We start from the raw sequence: 18,609 nt of genomic DNA, 5'->3' as shown, positions 1-18,609 counted from the left end.
TGGGCCTAGCTTTCCTTGACCGCGATCGACTCGACGGTGTTGGCCACGTGCTCGAAGGCGTCGGCGGCCTCCTCCAGGGCGTCGACGACCTCCTTCATCTTCATGACGGTGAGGGCGTCGTACTCGCCGCTGAACAGCTTGGCCAGCAGCCTGCGGTAGACCTGGTCACCCTGGTTCTCCAGGCGGTTGACCTCGATCCAGTACTCGTTGAGGTTCTTCATGGAACGCAGCCGGGGCATCGCCTCGGCGGTCAGCTCGGCGGCACGTTCCAGGACCTCGACCTGCCGGACCACGTCTTTGGGGAGGTGGTCGATCTGGTAGAGGACGATGAGGTCGGAGGCGGCCTCCATGGCGTCCATCACGTCGTCGAGGTTGGAGGCGAGGCGGTAGATGTCCTCACGGTCGAACGGAGTGATGAAGCTCTCGTTGAGCCGGTTCATGATCGCATGGGTGCGTTCGTCACCGGCGTGCTCGCAGGCGCGCATCTTCTCGGCCAGGGCTTCCCTGTCCGATCCGTCACTGATGATCTCGACCAGCAGACGGGATGCCGTGACCAGGTTGTTCGCCGAGTCGGCGAACAGGTCGTAGTAGCTGTCCTCACGTGGCGTGAGACGCAGGCGCACGTCGTTCTCCAGATGTGCGGGGATGGTCCGTGGAAGAGGGTACGGGTTACCAGGCGAAATGCGAACTTCATGTTCTCTTCGCCTTCTGGCTACCCTGCGTATGTTGTGCGACACCGGGGTCCGGAGTAGTTTGGCCGCTTTTTGCAGGGAAATCTGGCCGCTGACATGGCCTGTTGGCGGGTGCACGAAGGGCTGATCCCGCCACGGCGTTTCCTAAATGTTCACCTGTTGTTCACTCAAATCTTCGTCCGATGGAAGTTCCGGAACGACCGGGACGGCGTGGGGCCCCGCTGACCCTGATAGCGGGACTCGTACTTGGCCGACCCGTACGGGTGCTCGGCGGGCGAGCTGAGCCGGAACACGCACAACTGCCCGATCTTCATCCCGGGCCACAGCTTGATGGGCAACGTCGCCACGTTGGACAGCTCCAGGGTGACGTGCCCGCTGAACCCCGGATCGATGAAGCCGGCGGTCGAGTGCGTCAGCAGGCCGAGCCGTCCGAGCGAACTCTTCCCCTCCAGCCGTGAGGCCAGATCGTCGGGAAGCGAGATCACTTCGTAGGTGGAGGCCAGGACGAACTCCCCCGGATGCAGGATGAACGGCTCGTCACCGGACGGCTCGACCATCCGCGTGAGATCCGGCTGTTCGATGGAGGGGTCGATATGAGGGTACTTGTGGTTTTCGAAGACACGGAAGTAGCGGTCGAGCCGTACGTCGATGCTGGACGGCTGGATCATGTCCTGCTGGAAGGGGTCCAGGGCGAGCCGGCCGGAGTCGATCTCAGCAAGGATGTCACGGTCAGATAGCAACACGGTGAGCCAACTTACCGTCCCTGCCGGAAAAGGTGGGGCGTTGGGTTTGCTGTTGGGGGGCAAGTTTCCGCTACAGTGGGGGACGCGCACTTCGGTTCGTGCGGGTGTAGTTCAATGGCAGAACATCAGCTTCCCAAGCTGACAGCGCGGGTTCGATTCCCGTCACCCGCTCCACCTCCTCAGCACCCCGCCTCTTCGAGGGCTCCCCCGGCAGACGCCACCCACCCGTTGCCCGGTTACCGGGTGGGCCTGCCGATGCCCACCCCTGACCGGCCTCGCGTTCGAGGACTGGCGCGCGGAGAGCGGCCGCGGGATCGCCCATCTACCGGGCCCACCGACCCCGAAGACCATCATCCAGACCGCCGCCGGTGACATGGGCTTCCCCGTACGAGATCTGGGCGACGGCTGGTGGTGGGTGGAGTAGGTCAGACGCGGCAGCACGCCGCGAAGCGGTGCTTGCGGCTGCGACTTCTACGTACCGGCCTGCGTCCTCGTCGGCCTTGCCCGGGGTTTGGCGATGGCCCGTCACGGTCCATCGCGACGCCTGGCCGATCAATGCTCGAAATCACTTCGCAGGTAGCCGTGGAAGAGCGAGAAGGAGCTGTATTTGATCGTTCTTCCTGGCCGAGGAACAGGTATCCGGCGCGCACGTGGCCGGAGAAGTGGTCGTTTCCAAGGAGGAAGGTCACGCCGTCCGGATCGTCGTCGTTCGTGCGCTCGATGTCCACCACGAGCCCGTCCGGCATCAGCGCGGGCAGGTTGATCTGGCGCACGTCCTGGAACAGCAGCTCGATGTGCGGCGTATTCGGCTCGAACTCCGTCCGTAGAACGAGCCCGCTGTGCGTGGGCACGTAGCTCCAGATCCGGAACCGGCGGTTCGGGAAGCGCAGGGGGAAGGAGAGCCGGCCCGGATAGCGTTCGTGACTCACAACGGAAGCGCACCACGACCGGGAAAGCCGAAGCAAGAGTCACCGCGTGATCGTCGCGATTCCAGGCTGACGGCGCGGGTTCGGTTCCTGTCACTCGCTTCGAGAACGAGAAGCCAGGTCAAGGGGTGGTCCTCGACCTGGCTTCGATCGTTTCCACTGGCTCTCGTGGACGCCGACTCAGGTCAGCTCTTGTTGCCGCTCTTCCAACTCGGGTCATCGATCGCGACGCACGGTCCGACCTGGCCCTTGATCATCGATCCCGTCAGTCGCCACAACGTGTTCTGCTTACGCGTCTCGTTGGTTTCCTTGTCGTTGCCGGCGAACTCCAGCACCAGCGTCTGGTCCTTGCCGATGTTCCGGGGATCGATGTCGAGGCCGCCGTCGCGCATGCGGGCGGCCGCGTCGGCGCCCGGCCCCAGGGCCGTCACCGCGCCCACCGTCTTCCCTCTGCCGGTCTTGCACTCCTTGCCGGGCGGGAGGTAGGTGATGTCGGCCGTGACGCCTGCCGCGCCCAGGTCCTGCTCCAGCTGGTCGGCGTCCTTGAACTCCTTGATCTCCACTCGCACTGTGCCGTCGGCGTTCGTGCTCACGGCGTACGCGGAGGTCTCCGTCCCCGTCAGCATGGGGACGGCGAACGCGGCCGCCGCGGCGAGGATGCCCACCACGCCTCCTGCGTACAGTCGTCGGGTGACGCGGCGGTGTCGCTCGGTGCGGTCCGCGATCTCGGCCTTCAGTTCCATCAGCAGGTGCTCCTCGAATGTCATCCTGATGCTCCACTCATGACGAAGGGCAGGTTCCGCAATGTCCGGCGAGCGCGGTGCAGGCGTACCTTGGCGGCGCTCTGCCGAATACCGAGGGCGAGCGCTGCCTCCGTGACCGTGAGCTGGTCGATCACGACCAGCTCCAGTACCGCGCGCTCCCCCTGCGGCAACTCGGCCATGGCCTCGAACACCTGCCTGGCGTTCCGCTCCGCGTCTATGCGCTCCTCAAGCCTGGTGACGTCGTCGGTGGCCAGCGTGCGCCGCCCGCTCACCCGATCCGTCAGCTGGTACTGCTTGTACGCCCTCCGCCGCTCGGCGGAGATCGTCTTGCGTGCCACGCCATAAAGCCAGGCGATCTCGGAGCCCAGCTCGCCTCGGTAGGTGTGGGCCGAGTCGAGCACTGCCACGAACACCTCGGCCACCAGGTCGGCGACAGTGTGCGGGTCGTCTACGCGGCGGGCGAGGAATCGGGTGACCGCATCGACATTCCGCCGGTAGAAGGCCTCGAAGGCCACAGGATCTGTGGCGATCTTCGCCTGTTTACGACGCACCGGTCATGCTCCCTTCATCGATTCGCCCCTGCTTGGTGAGAACCGACAAAAGGGTTACATCCGCAGGTCAGACGTCCTCATGACCCACCGGCCTTCTCGTGGACAGCCTGAGTGCCACGAGACGACCCTTCACGAGGGGCCTGCCCTCCGGATACTCAGTGAAGGTCCAGCACGCCGACCTTCTCGCCGCCGCTCTCCTCGCCGGTGAGCTGGAATCCGAGCTTCCGGTAGAAGTCTTCGGGGCCGCCTTCTCCCGGCTCCCACGTGACGAACATCTGGCCGCCACCGCGACGCCTGACCTCGGCGGCCACGGCTCTGACGGCGAATCGTCCGACGCCCTGTCCCTGCGCCTCGGCGGACACGTTGAGGCGCCACAGGCCTGACCGGAAGTCGACCCCCTTGCCGTTCCAGTCGATGTCGATGAAGGCCATGAGGAACCCGACGGGACGATCACCGTCCAGGATGAGGCGAGGCCAGGCCACCTGTGGCTGCACGTAGGCCTCTGCGAGGGAGTTCGCCACCGGCGAGACGAAACGCTCCTGGTCGGGCCGGACCTTCACAGCGATGGCCAGCTCAACGTTCGCCGGGGTGATCGGCGCCAGCCGTAGCGACTCGTTCATGGGAGAACCATAGGGGCGAGACCGTCATATCGGACGTCCCGGACACCGAGGGGCTCGGCGCGCGGGGTCAGCCGTGCAGCAGCTCCGTGAGCGGCCCGCGCACCTCGGCGGGGTACAGGTTCAGCTGCTCGAACTCGGCGGCGCTCGCCCATCTGAGCTCGAAGGTGTTGTCCGGCCCGTGTTCCAGCGCCTCCTCGCCGGAGAGCGAGGGAACGCCGTTGACGTCCCGCATGAGGAAGTAGAAGGCGGGCCGGTCGGCGTGGAGGCCGGTGAGGAGCAGCCGGTCGATCTCTCCGGTGAGGGTCGTCTCCTCGTGGAGTTCACGCACGGCCGCGCTCTCCGGCGACTCGCCGTCCTCCACGTGGCCCCCTGGAAGAAGCGCGTAGTGGTGCCCTGGACACTGCGCCTCCCGACGGCCGCGGGCCTCGCAGATGCCACAGGTGACGCCTGGTTCGCGCCGGAAGAACCGCTTGATGACCAGGACTCGTGTGCCGTCGACGACCACGGCGACCGCTCTGGGGATCGGCATGAGACGGATCATACGATTCGGGCCAGCGGAGACGGGCGCGTTCAGGTGGGCAAGGTCGCGGCCAGGGGTGCGCCGATCTGGATGTCGAAGTACCCCACCAGATCGCCTCTGCCGAAGAAGTTCGTTCGCGCGTCGATGATCACGACGGTTCCGGCCACGATGCCGACGAAGCCCATGCCGGACCTCCGGGACTGTTCGATGCGCTCCGTGACCGGACGGCGGACCGCCTCGGCCAGGAAGGTGAGGCCGTGCGGGAACTCCTCGGTGAGGCGGTGTCGTTGCCGCCCGGACTTCAGCCGGCTGCCGATGCCGAACCGCGCCATGACGATCTGGTCGCCACGGAGGTTGACACGGAAGTCCCCGTTCGACTGAGGGCGGTTGCAGCTCGTCTGAGGGGGATAGAAGCAGTCGTAACCACCGGCCAGAAGATCGTCTACGGCCGAGCTCATCGTGGTCGCGTAGTGCTCGGACCCGAACGGCCAGCGGCGCAGTGAGGCGTCCCGGGAGGTGACGACGAGTCCGTCGAGCGGGTCGTAGCTGTAGTCCGCGTACGTGTCCCGCCACCCTGTCCGGGGATGGTCGTCGTCCGGTCGCGGTATGGCTGTGCGGAGATCGCTGTCGAAGTCGTCGATCTCCTCCCGCACCTCGGTGCCGGGCCAGATCGCGGTCAGCGCCAGCGCGGCGGTGACGGCGATCGGGTTCCCCTCGTAGTCCGCCTGGGTGGTCGGGAACCACGCCCAGGCAAGCCGGTCATTGCGGTCGAGCAGGAAGTGCGCCGTCTGCGGGTGGACCGTGCCCTCCTCGTTACGACGCCCGATCCGGCACCACACGGCACGCCCGTCCGCATTGGCCCGGACCTGTGCGCAGAACCAGCCGACCTCCCTCAACGGCCTGGTGAGAGCCCAGGCCGTACCGCTGGCCCGGACCGGCTCGGCCCGCGAGTTCTCACTCGCCGCGTCGTGCTCGTAGACACCGGCGGGCGGCAGCGACGGCGACTCGTCCGATCCGGTGCAGCCCGTCAGCGCGAGCGGTCCGAGGCACGTGATCAGGAGAACGAGGACGAGCGCTCGATGTCGGCCTACGGACGCGGAGAACGGTCGGAACACGGAGTTCATCGAAGCCCCTGATCCCGAAGTACGCAATTCGACCATCACGCACGGCGGTCCTGGTCTCAGGTGAAGTCCGCACAGCGGGCCGGCCCCGGCGCGGGGCTACGCTGGGCGCATGGGTCATGCGAAGACGTCGTTCGTCTGCCTGCCGTGCCGTGCCTCGTACAAGCAGCCTTATCCGCTTCCTGGCGACAAGGGCCGGTCGTGCCCGCGGTGCGGCGAATCGCTGATCCATGTGGGTTCCGCCTTCGCGGCGCCGCGAAGGCGCGACACCGCGGCCTGGCGGGTGCTCTCGCTGTTGCTGCACGCGGGCGTCGGGTTCCACAAGAGTTGTTGCGGCGGGCCCGGCTACCGGCCGCGCACGCTCGGCGAGGCTCGCGCGCGGATGGCACACGCACGGGCCGCCGGGGAGCCGTTCGCCACGGCCCTGGTACGCCGCGAGCTGCCTTGACGACGGCGTCCGGACACCTGCGTGAGAGCGGAGACAGCTGAATGAGCATCGACGTCCGGGCGCTGCTGCCCTTCGCCGAGCGGGCCGCGACGATCGCCGGCGAGATCATCACGACCAGGGCCCCCGGCGTCGTCACCGCCAAGGGCGACCGCGACATGGCCACCGAGGTCGACTTCGCCGTCGAGCACGCCGTACGGGAGTTCCTGTCGCGCGAGACGCCCGAGGTGGGCTTCCTCGGCGAGGAGGAGGGCGCCGGCCGGGCGGGCGAGGGCCTGACGTGGGTGCTGGACCCTGTGGACGGCACGGCGAACTTCCTCCACGGCATCCCCCTGTGCGGCGTCTCCCTGGGCCTGATCGACGGGGACCTTCCCGTGCTTGGCGTCATCGGGCTGCCGTTCCTGAACGTCCGCTACTCGGCCGCCGAAGGCGTCGGGGCGACGGCCGACGGATCGCCCATCCAGGTCAGCGGCGCCCGGAACCTGCGGGACGCCATCGTCGCCATGGGCGACTACGCGGTGGGCGAGGACGCACCGGAACGGAACCGGCCCCGATTCGCGTTCACCGAGGAACTGGCCGCTCGCGTCCAGCGCGTCAGGATGCTCGGCTCAGCCGCGATCGACCTCGCCTGGGTGGCCGACGGCAAGGTCGACGCCAACGTCATGCTCAGCAACAACCCGTGGGACACCGCGGCGGGCGTCGTCATCGCCCGCGAGGCCGGAGCCCTGGTGGTCGACCTGGACGGCAGCCCCCACACCATGAGCTCCCAGGCGACGATCGCGGTGAGCCCCGCCCTCGCCGCCGACCTCCTGAAGCTGCTCAGCACCGCCCTTCCCCACGGCGGGACTTCCGAATAGGTCCAGCTTCAGCCGCCTGCACGGGCCCCGTGTTGCGCGTACAGCGCGCCGAGTCGCCGGCCGATCTCCTCACGCACCGGGTCGTGTCGCGGGCCGAGGGCGAACCGCTGGTCGGTCCAGCTGTCGGGCGGATACAGCCAGACCGGCCGGCCGACCAGGTGGGCCGGTTCCCATGCGTAGCGCGGCCAGACGTGAGCGTGCAGGAAAGGGTCGGTGTTGCCGAGGATCTCCAGGTTCACCCGCCGGAACGCCGGGTCCAGCGCGCCGCAGGCCCGCTCGACCGCCTCGCCGAGCAGCTCCATGTCCGACAGGAACGCCATCCGCCTGGCCCGGGGCAGGTCGGACAGTCGTTGCACGCCGGGCTCGTCCGTCAGGAGAACCGAGTATCCCGGCAGGAACTGGGTGTCGCCGATCACGGCGAAACCGGCGTCCAGCCGCCTGAGCACCGTGGGATTCCCGCCCGCCAAGGCGCTGCCGATCCTGTCCTGCCGCCATTCACCACTCATGCCGCCCGACCCTACAAGTGAACGATCAAGAGCCGCTCGGGCGGAAGCGGGCCCCGGGTCTCCTACGGCACGACGATGGAGCCGCTCCACTGCGTTCCGGCGTCCGAGTAGACCGAGGCCAGTTCGCCGTCGAAGTACGGCGAGAAGCTCCTGTCGTAGCGCAGGTTGCGGTCGGTGTCGGCGACGCTGATGGTGATCGTGTTGAGGAGGCCCGCGCGGCTGCTCTTGTCGTAGCGCAACAGCCAGGAGGAGCCGAGGGAGCCTTCACCCGCGAACGTGGAGTCCACGGTGTTGAGCTCCTCGGCGTTCAGGGCGGGTGCGCGTGCGACGGACATGCGTCCCTTGTAGCTTTCGAGCGTGTCGCCCGTTCGCGGGTGTGTGCCGTCGGGATGGGCGCCGGCCGGGAAGCCGAAGATGTCGACCGAGGAGTCGCGTGGCTGGTTCCAGGCCAGGCCCTGTGCGCCCACCTTGTCGACCAGCCTTCCGGTGTCGACCAGCCCGCCCGAAGAGGAGGGGACGACGCCGTTGTACACGGTGACGAAGGTGTAATCGCGGTCGTAGTCGTTGTACGACGAGAAATCGTAGTGAGTGAAGGCCGTCTTTCCGACGTAGAGGCCCGAGGGGGCCGTGCCGGCGGAGTATCCGGGGATGAAGACCCACTTGTCGAGACCGCCGCCGGGTCCTTGTGTGTCGTACGCGCAGTGCCCGGCGGTGGCCACGAGGTTGCGGTACTGCGACTGTACGGCCGTGCCGGTGCACCAGTGCGGCTGGCCGTCGGCGCCGACGAAGAAGACCTTGCCCGTGCCGGCGGGCCCGTCGCCGGTGCCTCCGCCGTCGTCGGGTGGGAGTACCGGCGGGACGACGCCGGCTTTGCCGTCGGCGCTGTGCGGCCCGCCGAGAATGACCATGTCGATGACGGTCTGGACACTGTAGGGGGTGGCGTTCGTCAGGTTGGCCCCGCTGTCGCCCAGCCAGAACTCCGCCACTTCGACGGCGGACGTCTGCGTGGTGGCCAGGAGATAGAAGTCCGTGCTGGCCGACGCGGCAACCGGCGCGGCCATGAGGCCGGAGGTCAGGAGGCCGACGGCTAACACGCCCAGTGTTGTCTTCATCTTGCCCTCTCCACTACTTAGGGGGCGACTTTTCGAACATACGATCGCCACCGAGGGCTGACGTTACCTGCCGGACCCATGATGATCAACACTTTTAACAGCGGGCTGTCAAAACTCCGCCGGAAGTAAGGACGCTCGTCAGGGTGTGTCCTGGAGGTGGGAGAGCATCGTGCGGGCCGGGTGGCCGAGGATGTGCTCCAGGTCGGGGGTCTGTCGTTCCAGGGAGCCGGCGCGGATCCGGGCGTTCAGCCAGGCCATCGGGCCGGGGGCGGTATCGGGGACCTCGCGGTAGGGCACGCCCAGCGCCTCGGCGACCTCCGGATGGGTCCACAGCGGTCCGGTGAAGTCGTAGGCGCGGCCCTCGTGGCCTTCGCCGGTCAGCACGTTGGCCGCCGCCTCGGCCAGGTCGGACCGGAACGCGGTGTTCAGTCCGCGCCCTCCGGCGCTGCCCGTCAGCTCGCCGTCCGAGACCCTGGGGACGAACGCGTCGCCGTAGAACGGGTGACGCAGGATCGTGTACGGCAGTCCGCTGCGCAGGAGGGCCTGCTCGGTGGCGTGGTGTGCCTCGGTCATGCCGGTGGCGACGGTGTCGGCGTCCAGGAAGCTGGTGTAGACGACGGCGCCGACGCCCACGTCCACGGCGGCGGCGAGGGCGGCCAGGTGGTGGCCGATCCTGCGTCCGGGGTCGAGCTCCGGCGAGGAGATCAGCAGCAGCCGGTCGGCCCCCTCGAACGCCGTACGCAGGCCCGCCGGGTCGTCGTAGTCCCCGCGCCGCGCCGGTACGCCCTCGGGCGCGCGGGCGGGGTCGCGGACGGCGGCGACGACGTCCGCCCTGGTACGCAGCCGGTCGACGACCAGCCGGCCGAGCGCGCCCGATGCGGCCGAGATCACGATCATGGAGCTCCCTCCGAGCAGGACAAGTGATCAAAGTGAACTGCCGGCACGCGACATGACGCCACTGCTTTTCGACGGCTCCGCGGACGACAGGCTCCAGCAAGGCATTCCTGGAGAAGGCTGACGGCCCGGCACGGGTTAGCGTGATCGTGGACCCCTGGAGAGAACATGGACGAGCTCATCACGTACGGCAAATGGGCGTCGGTACGCGGCTCGCTCAAGACGACCGCCGACCGGTTCGCGAAGCTGATCTCCATCGTCGATCCCCAGGCCATGGCGACGAGGGAGTGGACGGTCGCCGAGACCGCGGCCCACGTCACCGCGATCGCCTCGCTCTACACCTCCGTGGTGCGCGGCGACGTGGCCTCCCCGTTCCCGGAGCTGGCGGAGGCGATACTCCAGGCCAACGTCGACACGGTCAGCGCGTTGAACGAGCAGGCGTTCGGGCATTTCGCCGAGCGTGACCCGCTCGTCCTGGCCGAGCGGCTGCGCGCCGACGTCCGGGAGATCCTGAGCGCCGGCGCGGAGGTCGATCCGGCGACGCCGGTCCCGTGGCTGGGCGACGCGCGGGTGCCCGTCGCGGGCGTGCTGGCCCACCTGCTGAACGAGCTGCTGCTGCACGGCTGGGACGTCGCCCGCGCGACCCGTACCCCCTGGTCGGTGCCCGCGCGGGACGCCGGCCTGTTCTTCGACCTGTTCCTCATCGGGATGATCAGGAACGACTACGGACGCCTGATGGACACCGGCTCGCCCGCCCCGCCCCGCCGGATCACCGTCGGGTTCCACTCCGCGCACACCGCGCCGGCGGCGCTGGTGCTCGACCGCGGGCGGGTGTCGGTGGCGGAGGCGGGGGCGCGGGTGGACGCGCACGTGGGGTTCGACCCGGCGGCGCTGAACCTTTTACTGTTCGGCCGGATGTCCAGGACGCGGGCCGCGCTCACGGGCAAAGTGGCGGTCTGGGGGCGGCGTCCGTGGCTGCTGCCGGCCTTTCTGCGGTTCGTACGCCTGCCCACGACGACCGCGCCACGCGCACGTGCCGAGTCCATACAGGTGTGAACGCCACAAAGTATTCACGCAGTGGGCGCATACTGGAAGAGATGAAGCGAGCCAGCGGCGATTCTCGTCGTCACCTGCCCACAAGTCCCTTCAAACCGCCGCCTCCGGCGCCACCCGCCGAGCAGTTCGACATGAACGACCGGGTGAGCCATGACCGATACGGCCTCGGTGTCGTCATCGGGGTGGAGGACGATGTCGCCGTTCTGGTCGACTTCGGATCCCGGCAGGAGAGGATCACTACGCCGTTCAACAAGCTGTACAAACTCTGACAACCGGTCCGGACGCCCGTGTGCCATGACGGCCGCATGGGCGGGACCCGTCGTCGTGACATCCACCACACCAAGCAGGGCCGCGGTCTCGCGGCCGTGCTCGTCATGATGCCCGTCGTCATGAGCACGATCGGGCTCATGGCTCATGGGGTCACGATGGCGAAGTCGCGGCCCGGTGAGTCGAGCACGGCGACCAGCCGCTGCAGCGCCGTGATGTCACCCTCACGCTCCACCCCCTCCACGCCCTTCCCCGCCAGCAGGCCGAGAAGCTGCGCCCGGGTCAGGCGGAGCGTCAGGTCCACGGGCTCCTCGGGCGGGTTCAGCCGCTGGACGAGCACGCCGTTCGACAGGGTGGTGCGGTGCAGCTCCCCCAGGTCCGTCAGGTGCCAGTCGATCGACAGGCTCTCGTGCCAGGCCTTGGGGCCGTCCACGCGGATGGCGAGCGAGTCGAAGATCTGTTCCACGGTCAGGGCCGCGAGCAGGTCGGGCGCGGTGGTGGTGACCGGGGTGGGCACGATGCCGTCGGTCAGTTCCATGGCCCCCGTCAGGTACGAGTTCCGCCAGGTCCCGTTCTCCGCGCCCTGGCCGAGCCGGGTGTAGACCTCGGCCAGCAGGTCCCTGGCCGCCTTGTTGCCCTCGTCGGCGAAGACGGCGTGGTTCAGGAGCTGGACCGCGAAGCGCAGGTCGTTCTCCTCGACGTACCTGCGGGCGAAGGCGACGACGGCCGCGCCGCCGCCCATGCACTCGACGTACCGGATCGCGCTCTCCCTGGGCGGGTGCTCCCAGAGGTGGGCGGGGTTGCCGTCGTACCAGCCGAGGTAGCGCTGGTAGACGGCCTTGACGTTGTGGCTGACCGAGCCGTAGTAGCCGTGGGTGTGCCAGACCTGCTCCAGCGCGGGCGGCACGCGCATCTGCTCGGCGATCTCGGCGCCGGTCAGGCCCTTGTTGAGCAGGCGGAGGGTCTGGTCGTGCAGGTAGGCGTACAGGTCTCGCTGTTCCTGGAGGAACCGGACGATGTTGGCCTTTCCCCAGGTGGGCCAGTGATGGGAGGCGAAGGCGACCTCGGCCCGGTCGGCGAGCAGCGTGAGGGTCTCCGACAGGTAGCGGGCCCATATGCGGGCGTCGCGCACCTGGGCGCCGCGCAGCGTGAGGATGTTGTGCAGGTTGTGGGTGGCGTTCTCGGCCAGGCAGAGGGCACCGCGGTCGGGGAACAGGAAGTTCATCTCGGCGGGGGCCTCGGTGCCGGGGGTGAGCTGGAAGACGAACCGCACGCCGTCGACGATCTCCTCCTGGCCGGTGCGGCTGACGTCCAGGGTGGGCGGGATGAGGGACGTGGTGCCGGTGGAGGAGGTCATGCCGAGGCCGCAGCCGATCTGGCCGTCCGGGGCGTGGGGCAGGGTGAGGCCGAACATGTAGCCGGCGCGGCGGTTCATGGCGGGGCCGGCGTAGACGTTCTCGGAGACCGCGTGGTCCATGAAACCGGCGGGGGCCAGGATCGGCACGTTCCCGTCGGTGACGCCGCGTACGCCGCCGAAGTGGTCGATGTGGCTGTGGGTGTAGACGATCCCGGTGACCGGGCGGTCGCCGCGGTGGCGGCGGTAGAGAGCGAGCGCGACGGCGGCGCACTCGGTGGAGACCAGCGGATCGATCACGATGACGCCGGTGTCGCCCTCGACCAGGGTCATGTTCGACAGGTCCAGGCCGCGTACCTGGTAGATGCCGTCGGCGACCTCGTACAGGCCCTGCTTGGCGCAGAGCTGGCTCTGCCGCCACAGGCTGGGGTGAGCCGTCTCGGGGCATTCGGCGTTGAGGAAGGCATAGGAGTCGTTGTCCCAGACGACCTGGCCGTTCCTCGACTTGACCACGGCGGGGGTCAGCTTCGCGATGAAGCCGCGATCCGCATCCTCGAAGTCGCCCGTGTCATGAAATGGAAGGTCTGCCATGTCTGCTCGCATGCCCCTGAATGGACGCTCGTAGCTCAATAACCAGCCCCAATAGCATGAAACTCGGGCAATAAGGGCAGGAGACGTCGGCGCAGCGGCTCGGGCGGTGTGATTGGGTGGATCCAGTCTGATCTCTTGGGGGTGGCCATGGAAGCGTGCGTGTTCGACCTCGACGGCGTGCTCGTCGACTCCGAGCCCGTCTGGGAGCAGGTGCGGCGCGCCTTCGTCGCCGACCACGGCGGCACCTGGCAGCCCGACACGCAGTCCAGGCTGATGGGCATGAGCACCGGCGAGTGGGCGGCCTACCTGCACGAGCTGGGGGTGCGCCTGACGCCCGACGAGATCGCCGAGGGCGTGGTCGACCAGATGGCCGAGCGCTACCAGGACGGCGTGCCGCTGCTGCCGGGCGCCCGCGAGGCCGTTCGCCGGCTGGCCGCACGGTTCACGCTCGGCCTGGCCAGCTCGTCGCCGCGGCGGCTGATCGACGTGGTGCTGGACGCGTCCGAGCTGCGCGAGTACTTCGTCACCACGGTCTCCACCGAGGAGGTCGCGCGTGGCAAGCCCGCCCCCGACGGCTACCTGGAGGCGGCCAGGCGGCTGGAGATCTACCCGAAGGACTGCGTGGCGGTCGAGGACTCCAGCAACGGGCTGCGTTCGGCGCACGCGGCCGGCATGCGGGTGATCGCCGTGCCGCATCCCGGCTACCCGCCCGACGACGACGCCCTCGCCCTCGCCTGGCAGGTCCTCCCCGACCTCGACGCACTCACGGTGGAGGCGCTGGCGTGACGACCGACGGCATGAGCGTCCGCCTCCGGACGCCGGCCGATCTGGACGCCTGCGCCGCGGCCCTGAGACTGGTCCACAACGCCGACCGCTACCCCGTCGACTGGCCGGCCGACCCCCTCGGCTGGCTGACCCCGCAGGGCCTCCTGAGCGCCTGGGTGGCGGTCACGGAGGACCAGGTGCTCGGCCACGTCGGCCTGGCCGGCACCCCCGAGGGCCCGGAGGTCACCCGGCTCTTCGTCGCGCCCGCCGCCCGGGGCCGCGGGCTGGCCCCCCTCCTGCTGGACACCGTGCGGAAGGCCGCCGACGGGCCCGTGCTGCTGGAGGTCTCCGACGAGGGCCGGGCGGCCGTCGCGCTCTACGAGCGGCTGGGCTGGCGCCGCGTCGGCAGCACCCGCGCGCGATGGCTCAACGCCGCGGGCGAACCCGCCCTGCTCCACCACTACGTCAGCCCGTGAAGCTATCCTTTGGAAATCGTGCGAGACATCACGGTTTTCAGTGGCAGCGCCCACCCCGAGTTGGCCGAGGAGATCTGCTCCCACCTCGGCACCCCGCTCCACCCCGTCAAGGTCGCCCGCTTCGCCAACGACGCGCTTGAGGTGCAGCTCCAGGCCAACTGCCGCGAGCGCGACGTGTTCCTCATCCAGCCGCTCGTGCCGCCGACCCAGGAGAACCTGGTCGAGCTGCTGCTCATGATCGACGCGGCTCGCGGCGCGTCCGCGGCCAGGACGACCGTCGTCCTGCCGCACTACGCCTACGCCCGGTCGGACAAGAAGGACGCGCCACGCATCTCCATCGGCGGCCGGCTGGTCGCCGACCTGATGGTGGCCGCGGGCGCGAACCGGGTGCTGGCCATGACGCTGCACTCGCCGCAGGTCCACGGCTTCTTCAGCGTGCCCGTCGACCACCTGCACGCGCTGCGCGAGCTGGCCGCGCACTTCCGCCGCTACGACCTGTCGAACACCGTCGTCGTCTCCCCCGACCTGGGCAACGCCAAGGAGGCCGCGCACTTCGCCCGGCTGCTCGGCACCGGCGTCGCGATGGGCGCCAAGCAACGTTTCCCCGACGACCGCGTGGTGATCAGCTCGGTCATCGGCGAGGTCGCGGGCAAGGACGTGATCATCCTGGACGACGAGATCGCCAAGGGCAGCACGGTCATCGAGCTGCTGGGACGGCTGCGCGAGCAGGGCGTCAACTCCGTCCGCCTGGCGTGCACGCACGGGCTGTTCGCGGGCGGGGCGATCGAGCGGCTGAGCGCGTTCCCCGAGGTCATGGAGATCGTCTGCACGAACACCGTGCCGCCGCCCAAGCCGAGTGACAAGCTGACCGTGCTGTCGATCGCCCCCGCGCTGGCCGAGGCCATGCGCCGGATCCACGACGGCGAGTCGGTGAGCGCTCTGTTCAGCACGTCCTGACGGCTCGCCCGGTGATCTTCCGGGACGGCCGGGAATGGATCATAGTGGACATCATGCATGCGGCCACAGACGTCCTGATCCGGCGGTTCCGTGACGGCGTGGGGGAGGTCGTGCCCTTGGTGTCGCTGTGGGCGCACGGCTCGCTGGGCGCCGGCGACTACCAGCCGGGGCGCAGCGACCTCGACCTGATCGCGGTCGTCGAGACGCCGGTCACGATGGAGCAGTGGCGCCGGATCAAGGCGCTGCACCGGGGGCTCGACCTGCCGCTCGCCGACCTGCTCCACTGTTCCTACCTGCCGGTGGAGGAGCTGGCGGACCCGCGGGTCGAGCACGTGACGTGGGCCCACGAGCAGATCTTCCGCCGCCCGGTGACGGCGGTGACCCGCCGCGAGCTGCACACGGCTCCCCTGGTGCTGCACGGGCCGCCGCCCGCCGAGCTGCTGCCGTCCGTCTCCGACGCCGTCCTGGCCGACTTCGTCCGTACGGACCTGCGCGAGTTCTGGCTGGACAAGACCAGAGGGCGCCGGCGCTGGCTGCGGGAGGTCTGGGTGGACCTCGGCCTGCTGACCGTCGCCAGGGCGTCGGTCACCCTGCGGGAGGGCCGGTTGATCACCAAGCGGGAGGCCCTCGACGTGCTGGCCGGGATGGGCGCGCCGGAGGTCGTGCTGGCCGACGTGCGCGCGCGCCGCTACGACACCCCGCGTCCCGTGCTGAGCCGCTTCAGAAGGGGCACGCTGACCAGGGCCTTCGTCAGGTCCGCCATCGGGAAGGTGCTGGCGGAAGGCCACGAAGGGACCTGAGCGCACCCCCGTCTCAGTGGGCAGGACGGCGGCCCCCGGCGGATCGGCGAGGGATAGTCTTGGCCGCGAGCTACCACCTGAACCGGGGAAAGGGCGGCATATGGGGGAGATCAGGCAGTCCTATCTGGTGGCCGCGGCATCGGCGATGTCGCTGCTGCGCGACCCGGCCGTACGGGCGGCGTGGGAGAAGCCGAGCGCGCTGACCGAGTTCAGCGTCGCGGGCCTGGCCGGGCACCTGGCCCACCAGATCGTCAGGGTCGTCGACGTGCTCGACACCGGCGAGGAGCCCGGGGAGCCGATCCCGCTCATCGAGCACTACACGAGGTCGCCGTGGGTGCAGGCCGGCCTCGACCACGAGAGCAACGTCAGCATCCGGCGGGGCGGCCAGGCGGCCGCCGCGGACGGGCACGCCACGCTGGTCGACCACACGCAGGCGCTGCTGGACCGCCTCCTCGTCGAGCTGCCCGCCGAGCCGGCGGACCGGGTCGTGCGGCTGCCGTGGGCGGGCTGGTCGCTGCTGCTCGACGACTTCCTGCTCACCAGGGTGATGGAGCTGGTCGTGCACTCCGACGACCTGGCCGCCAGCGTGGGCATCGAGACGCCGGAGCTGCCGCCGGCGATCATCGAGCCCGTCGTGGAGCTGCTGGCCCGCCTGGCGGTGCACCGGCACGGCGCGACGGCGGTCATCCGCACCCTCAGCAGGGCCGAACGCGCGCCTGCCACGATAAGCGCCTTCTGACCTTCCCCCACGGGCCGTCCTACGATCCGCCGCCCACCATGCGCAGCGCCTCGGCCACCTCGCGCCCCGACAACGCGCTGTCCGGGTCGAGCAGCCACTGCGCCAGGAACCCCGTCAGCATGGCCTGGTAGAGCGAGCCCACCAGCCGGGCCCGCTCCGGGTCGGTATCGGCCCGCACGTCCTGGAACAGCTCGGCGAGCCCCACGCGCGCGTCCGTGATCGCCGAGACGAGCTGCTCCCGCACCTCGGGCAGGTGATCGATCTGCCCGAGCAGCTCAAGCTGGGTGATCCAGAGCGGCCGCAGCCGGTCGAACGACTCCACCACCCGGTCCCACGCCGCCGCGAACCGCTCCAGCGGTGACGTGCCCTCCTTGACGTCGGCGGTGAGCGTCAGCGCCAGGTCGTCGCCCCATTCCTTCATCACCTCGAACAGCGCCTCGTTCATCAGCGCGTCCTTGGACCTGAAGTGGTAGCCGATGCCCGCGAGGCTCACGCCCGACGCGTTGGCGATGTCGCGCGCGGTGGTACGCGAGTAGCCCTTCTCGATCAGGCAGCGCTTCGCCCCGGCCATCAGGTCTTCCCTGTTTCCCATGCCCAGACCGTAGCACAGGCGTCTGAAAATTCTGTCCTAGACAAGCGTCTGAGACAGGTGTACCGTTCACGGCATGAAGAACGTCCTCATCTCCGGCGCGAGCATCGCCGGCACCTCGCTGGCCTACTGGCTGCGCCGCCACGGCTTCACCGTCACCGTCGTCGAGCGCGCCTCCGCCATCCGTACGGGCGGCTACAAGGTCGACATCCGCGGCGCCGCCCTCGACGTGATCCGGCGCATGGGCCTGCTGGACGCGGTCACCGCCCGCGCCACCGGCATGCGCGTCGCCACCCACTACGACGGCAAGGGCAGGCCGGTGGCCACCATGGACGCCGGCCTGTTCGGCGGCCGCGAGGGCGAAGACGCCGAGATCATGCGCGGCGACCTCAACGAGCTCCTGTACGACCTCACCCGCGACGACGCCGAATACCTCTTCGGCGACTCCGTCACCGCCGTCGCCGACGACGGCCTGGTCACCTTCGAGCACGCCGAGCCGCGCCGGTTCGACCTGGTCGTGGGCGCGGACGGCATGCGCTCCAACATCCGCAAGATCGCCTTCGGGGCGGACGACCAGTACGTCCGCGACCTGGGCTACTACGTCTCGATCTGCACCGTCCCCAACACGCTCGGCCTGGACCGCGAGGAGGCCGTGCACGCCGCCCCCGGCCGGACCGCCAACGTCTACAGCACCCGCCGGGACGGCGCCGCCAAGGCCCTGTTCATGTGGGCGTCGCAGCCGCTGTCCTACGGCCACCGCGACGTCGGCCGCCAGAAGGACCTGCTGGCCGAGGCCATGACGGGCGTCGAGTGGGAGGTGCCCGCGCTGCTCGGCGCGGTGCGCGAGGCCGACGACTTCTACTTCGACTCGGTGAGCCAGGTGCACATGGACCAGTGGTCGAAGGGCCGGGTCGTGCTGCTCGGGGACGCCGCGTACTGCGCCTCGCCGGCCTCGGGACAGGGCACGAGCCTGGCGATCGTGGGGGCGTACGTGCTGGCCGGCGAGCTGGCCCGGGGTGGCGGCGCGGCGGGCTACGAGCGGGAGATGCGCGAGTTCGTCCGGGTCAACCAGGAGCTCGGTCCGGCGAACGTGCGGGGCATGGTGATCGGCTCACGCCTGGCGCTGTGGTTCCAGCTCAGGATGCTCAAGCTGATGCCGCACCTGCCGGGCAAGGACAAGGTCATCGAGCGCGTCGCCGGGGCGATCCACCGGGCGGCCACGGCGATCCGGCTCAAGAGCTATATGGAATGAAGTGTTCCGTTC

23 protein-coding genes and 1 tRNA gene are annotated in these 18,609 nt (G+C 69.2%); 10 read left to right on the top strand and 14 right to left on the bottom strand.

Going from position 1 to position 18,609, the window contains the following annotated elements:
- Positions 1 to 5 precede the first annotated feature (5 nt).
- Together ACWCSU_RS15605 and dcd are read right to left on the bottom strand one after the other, a co-directional pair.
- Positions 6 to 623, bottom strand: a complete 618-nt coding sequence (locus ACWCSU_RS15605) for a DUF47 domain-containing protein (RefSeq protein WP_106243913.1) — start codon at positions 621 to 623, stop codon at positions 6 to 8.
- Positions 624 to 859: 236 nt separating this feature from the next.
- Entirely contained in the window at positions 860 to 1,435 is a 576-nt protein-coding gene (gene dcd, locus ACWCSU_RS15600) for a dCTP deaminase (protein WP_357706156.1), read from the bottom strand.
- A gap of 100 nt (positions 1,436 to 1,535) precedes the next feature.
- Between dcd and ACWCSU_RS15595 the strand changes: the two genes are divergently transcribed.
- Positions 1,536 to 1,609: transfer RNA gene (locus tag ACWCSU_RS15595), tRNA-Gly, on the top strand.
- Positions 1,610 to 1,860: 251 nt separating this feature from the next.
- Here the strand turns inward: ACWCSU_RS15595 and ACWCSU_RS15590 are convergent.
- From ACWCSU_RS15590 to ACWCSU_RS15565, 6 genes are all read right to left on the bottom strand, one after another.
- Positions 1,861 to 2,364 (bottom strand): hypothetical protein, encoded by a 504-nt coding sequence (locus ACWCSU_RS15590; protein ID WP_449935583.1) that lies wholly within the window; start codon positions 2,362 to 2,364, stop codon positions 1,861 to 1,863.
- A gap of 182 nt (positions 2,365 to 2,546) precedes the next feature.
- Positions 2,547 to 3,128 carry a hypothetical protein gene (locus tag ACWCSU_RS15585; protein WP_449935581.1) on the bottom strand — a complete coding sequence of 194 codons (582 nt, stop codon included), beginning with the start codon at positions 3,126 to 3,128 and terminating at the stop codon, positions 2,547 to 2,549.
- Positions 3,125 to 3,676: an RNA polymerase sigma factor gene (locus ACWCSU_RS15580; RefSeq protein ID WP_357706421.1), complete on the bottom strand. Its 552-nt coding sequence runs from the start codon at positions 3,674 to 3,676 to the stop codon at positions 3,125 to 3,127. Before ACWCSU_RS15580 ends, ACWCSU_RS15585 begins: the two co-directional genes overlap by 4 nt.
- Before the next feature lie 155 nt (positions 3,677 to 3,831).
- On the bottom strand, positions 3,832 to 4,296 hold the full coding sequence (locus tag ACWCSU_RS15575) for a GNAT family N-acetyltransferase (RefSeq protein WP_357706419.1): 465 nt from the start codon (positions 4,294 to 4,296) through the stop codon (positions 3,832 to 3,834).
- A 67-nt stretch (positions 4,297 to 4,363) separates the two neighbouring features.
- Positions 4,364 to 4,825, bottom strand: a complete 462-nt coding sequence (locus ACWCSU_RS15570; protein ID WP_449935579.1) for an NUDIX domain-containing protein — start codon at positions 4,823 to 4,825, stop codon at positions 4,364 to 4,366.
- Between the two features lie 41 nt (positions 4,826 to 4,866).
- Entirely contained in the window at positions 4,867 to 5,931 is a 1,065-nt protein-coding gene (locus ACWCSU_RS15565) for a hypothetical protein (RefSeq protein WP_449935577.1), read from the bottom strand.
- 118 nt (positions 5,932 to 6,049) lie between these two features.
- Between ACWCSU_RS15565 and ACWCSU_RS15560 the strand changes: the two genes are divergently transcribed.
- Both ACWCSU_RS15560 and ACWCSU_RS15555 read left to right on the top strand, forming a co-directional pair.
- On the top strand, positions 6,050 to 6,385 hold the full coding sequence (locus tag ACWCSU_RS15560) for a hypothetical protein (protein ID WP_357706412.1): 336 nt from the start codon (positions 6,050 to 6,052) through the stop codon (positions 6,383 to 6,385).
- A 41-nt stretch (positions 6,386 to 6,426) separates the two neighbouring features.
- Positions 6,427 to 7,239 carry an inositol monophosphatase family protein gene (locus tag ACWCSU_RS15555; RefSeq protein WP_449935575.1) on the top strand — a complete coding sequence of 271 codons (813 nt, stop codon included), beginning with the start codon at positions 6,427 to 6,429 and terminating at the stop codon, positions 7,237 to 7,239.
- Positions 7,240 to 7,247: 8 nt separating this feature from the next.
- Here ACWCSU_RS15555 and ACWCSU_RS15550 read toward each other — a convergent pair whose 3' ends face one another.
- The 3 genes from ACWCSU_RS15550 to ACWCSU_RS15540 all read right to left on the bottom strand — a co-directional run bounded on the left by ACWCSU_RS15550 (position 7,248) and on the right by ACWCSU_RS15540 (position 9,754).
- Complete coding sequence (locus tag ACWCSU_RS15550) at positions 7,248 to 7,745, bottom strand: HIT family protein (protein ID WP_357706408.1); 498 nt, start codon at positions 7,743 to 7,745, stop codon at positions 7,248 to 7,250.
- A gap of 62 nt (positions 7,746 to 7,807) precedes the next feature.
- Positions 7,808 to 8,857 carry a trypsin-like serine peptidase gene (locus ACWCSU_RS15545; RefSeq protein ID WP_449935573.1) on the bottom strand — a complete coding sequence of 350 codons (1,050 nt, stop codon included), beginning with the start codon at positions 8,855 to 8,857 and terminating at the stop codon, positions 7,808 to 7,810.
- 138 nt (positions 8,858 to 8,995) lie between these two features.
- Positions 8,996 to 9,754, bottom strand: a complete 759-nt coding sequence (locus tag ACWCSU_RS15540) for an NAD(P)H-binding protein (RefSeq protein WP_449935571.1) — start codon at positions 9,752 to 9,754, stop codon at positions 8,996 to 8,998.
- Positions 9,755 to 9,919: 165 nt separating this feature from the next.
- Here ACWCSU_RS15540 and ACWCSU_RS15535 point away from each other — a divergent pair, with 165 nt between their 5' ends.
- Complete coding sequence (locus ACWCSU_RS15535) at positions 9,920 to 10,807, top strand: maleylpyruvate isomerase N-terminal domain-containing protein (RefSeq protein ID WP_449935569.1); 888 nt, start codon at positions 9,920 to 9,922, stop codon at positions 10,805 to 10,807.
- A 14-nt stretch (positions 10,808 to 10,821) separates the two neighbouring features.
- On the opposite strand, the gene ACWCSU_RS15530 is transcribed toward ACWCSU_RS15535, so the two are convergent.
- Together ACWCSU_RS15530 and ACWCSU_RS15525 are read right to left on the bottom strand one after the other, a co-directional pair.
- The gene (locus tag ACWCSU_RS15530) at positions 10,822 to 11,223 is read right to left on the bottom strand and encodes a hypothetical protein (protein ID WP_449935567.1); all 402 of its coding nucleotides are present in this window, start codon (positions 11,221 to 11,223) and stop codon (positions 10,822 to 10,824) included.
- Complete coding sequence (locus ACWCSU_RS15525) at positions 11,220 to 13,019, bottom strand: alkyl/aryl-sulfatase (RefSeq protein ID WP_449935566.1); 1,800 nt, start codon at positions 13,017 to 13,019, stop codon at positions 11,220 to 11,222. The genes ACWCSU_RS15530 and ACWCSU_RS15525 overlap by 4 nt, the downstream gene beginning before the upstream one ends.
- Before the next feature lie 159 nt (positions 13,020 to 13,178).
- Between ACWCSU_RS15525 and ACWCSU_RS15520 the strand changes: the two genes are divergently transcribed.
- The 5 genes from ACWCSU_RS15520 (at position 13,179) to ACWCSU_RS15500 (ending at position 16,756) form a co-directional block, all read left to right on the top strand.
- The gene (locus ACWCSU_RS15520; protein ID WP_357706396.1) at positions 13,179 to 13,805 is read left to right on the top strand and encodes an HAD family hydrolase; all 627 of its coding nucleotides are present in this window, start codon (positions 13,179 to 13,181) and stop codon (positions 13,803 to 13,805) included.
- On the top strand, positions 13,802 to 14,260 hold the full coding sequence (locus ACWCSU_RS15515; RefSeq protein ID WP_449935563.1) for a GNAT family N-acetyltransferase: 459 nt from the start codon (positions 13,802 to 13,804) through the stop codon (positions 14,258 to 14,260). The genes ACWCSU_RS15520 and ACWCSU_RS15515 overlap by 4 nt, the downstream gene beginning before the upstream one ends.
- 18 nt (positions 14,261 to 14,278) lie before the next feature.
- Positions 14,279 to 15,217 (top strand): ribose-phosphate diphosphokinase, encoded by a 939-nt coding sequence (locus ACWCSU_RS15510; protein ID WP_357706392.1) that lies wholly within the window; start codon positions 14,279 to 14,281, stop codon positions 15,215 to 15,217.
- A gap of 53 nt (positions 15,218 to 15,270) precedes the next feature.
- On the top strand, positions 15,271 to 16,017 hold the full coding sequence (locus ACWCSU_RS15505) for a nucleotidyltransferase domain-containing protein (protein WP_449935560.1): 747 nt from the start codon (positions 15,271 to 15,273) through the stop codon (positions 16,015 to 16,017).
- Between the two features lie 100 nt (positions 16,018 to 16,117).
- Positions 16,118 to 16,756, top strand: coding sequence for a maleylpyruvate isomerase N-terminal domain-containing protein (locus ACWCSU_RS15500; protein WP_364102345.1), 639 nt, complete (start codon positions 16,118 to 16,120; stop codon positions 16,754 to 16,756).
- Positions 16,757 to 16,775: 19 nt separating this feature from the next.
- On the opposite strand, the gene ACWCSU_RS15495 is transcribed toward ACWCSU_RS15500, so the two are convergent.
- Positions 16,776 to 17,348: a TetR/AcrR family transcriptional regulator gene (locus ACWCSU_RS15495; RefSeq protein ID WP_449935558.1), complete on the bottom strand. Its 573-nt coding sequence runs from the start codon at positions 17,346 to 17,348 to the stop codon at positions 16,776 to 16,778.
- Positions 17,349 to 17,421: 73 nt separating this feature from the next.
- Between ACWCSU_RS15495 and ACWCSU_RS15490 the strand changes: the two genes are divergently transcribed.
- The gene (locus ACWCSU_RS15490; protein WP_449935555.1) at positions 17,422 to 18,597 is read left to right on the top strand and encodes an FAD-dependent monooxygenase; all 1,176 of its coding nucleotides are present in this window, start codon (positions 17,422 to 17,424) and stop codon (positions 18,595 to 18,597) included.
- Positions 18,598 to 18,609 lie beyond the last annotated feature (12 nt).

Source organism: Nonomuraea sp. NPDC001699, assembly GCF_053596455.1.
This window is presented reverse-complemented; position numbering and strand designations above follow the sequence as displayed.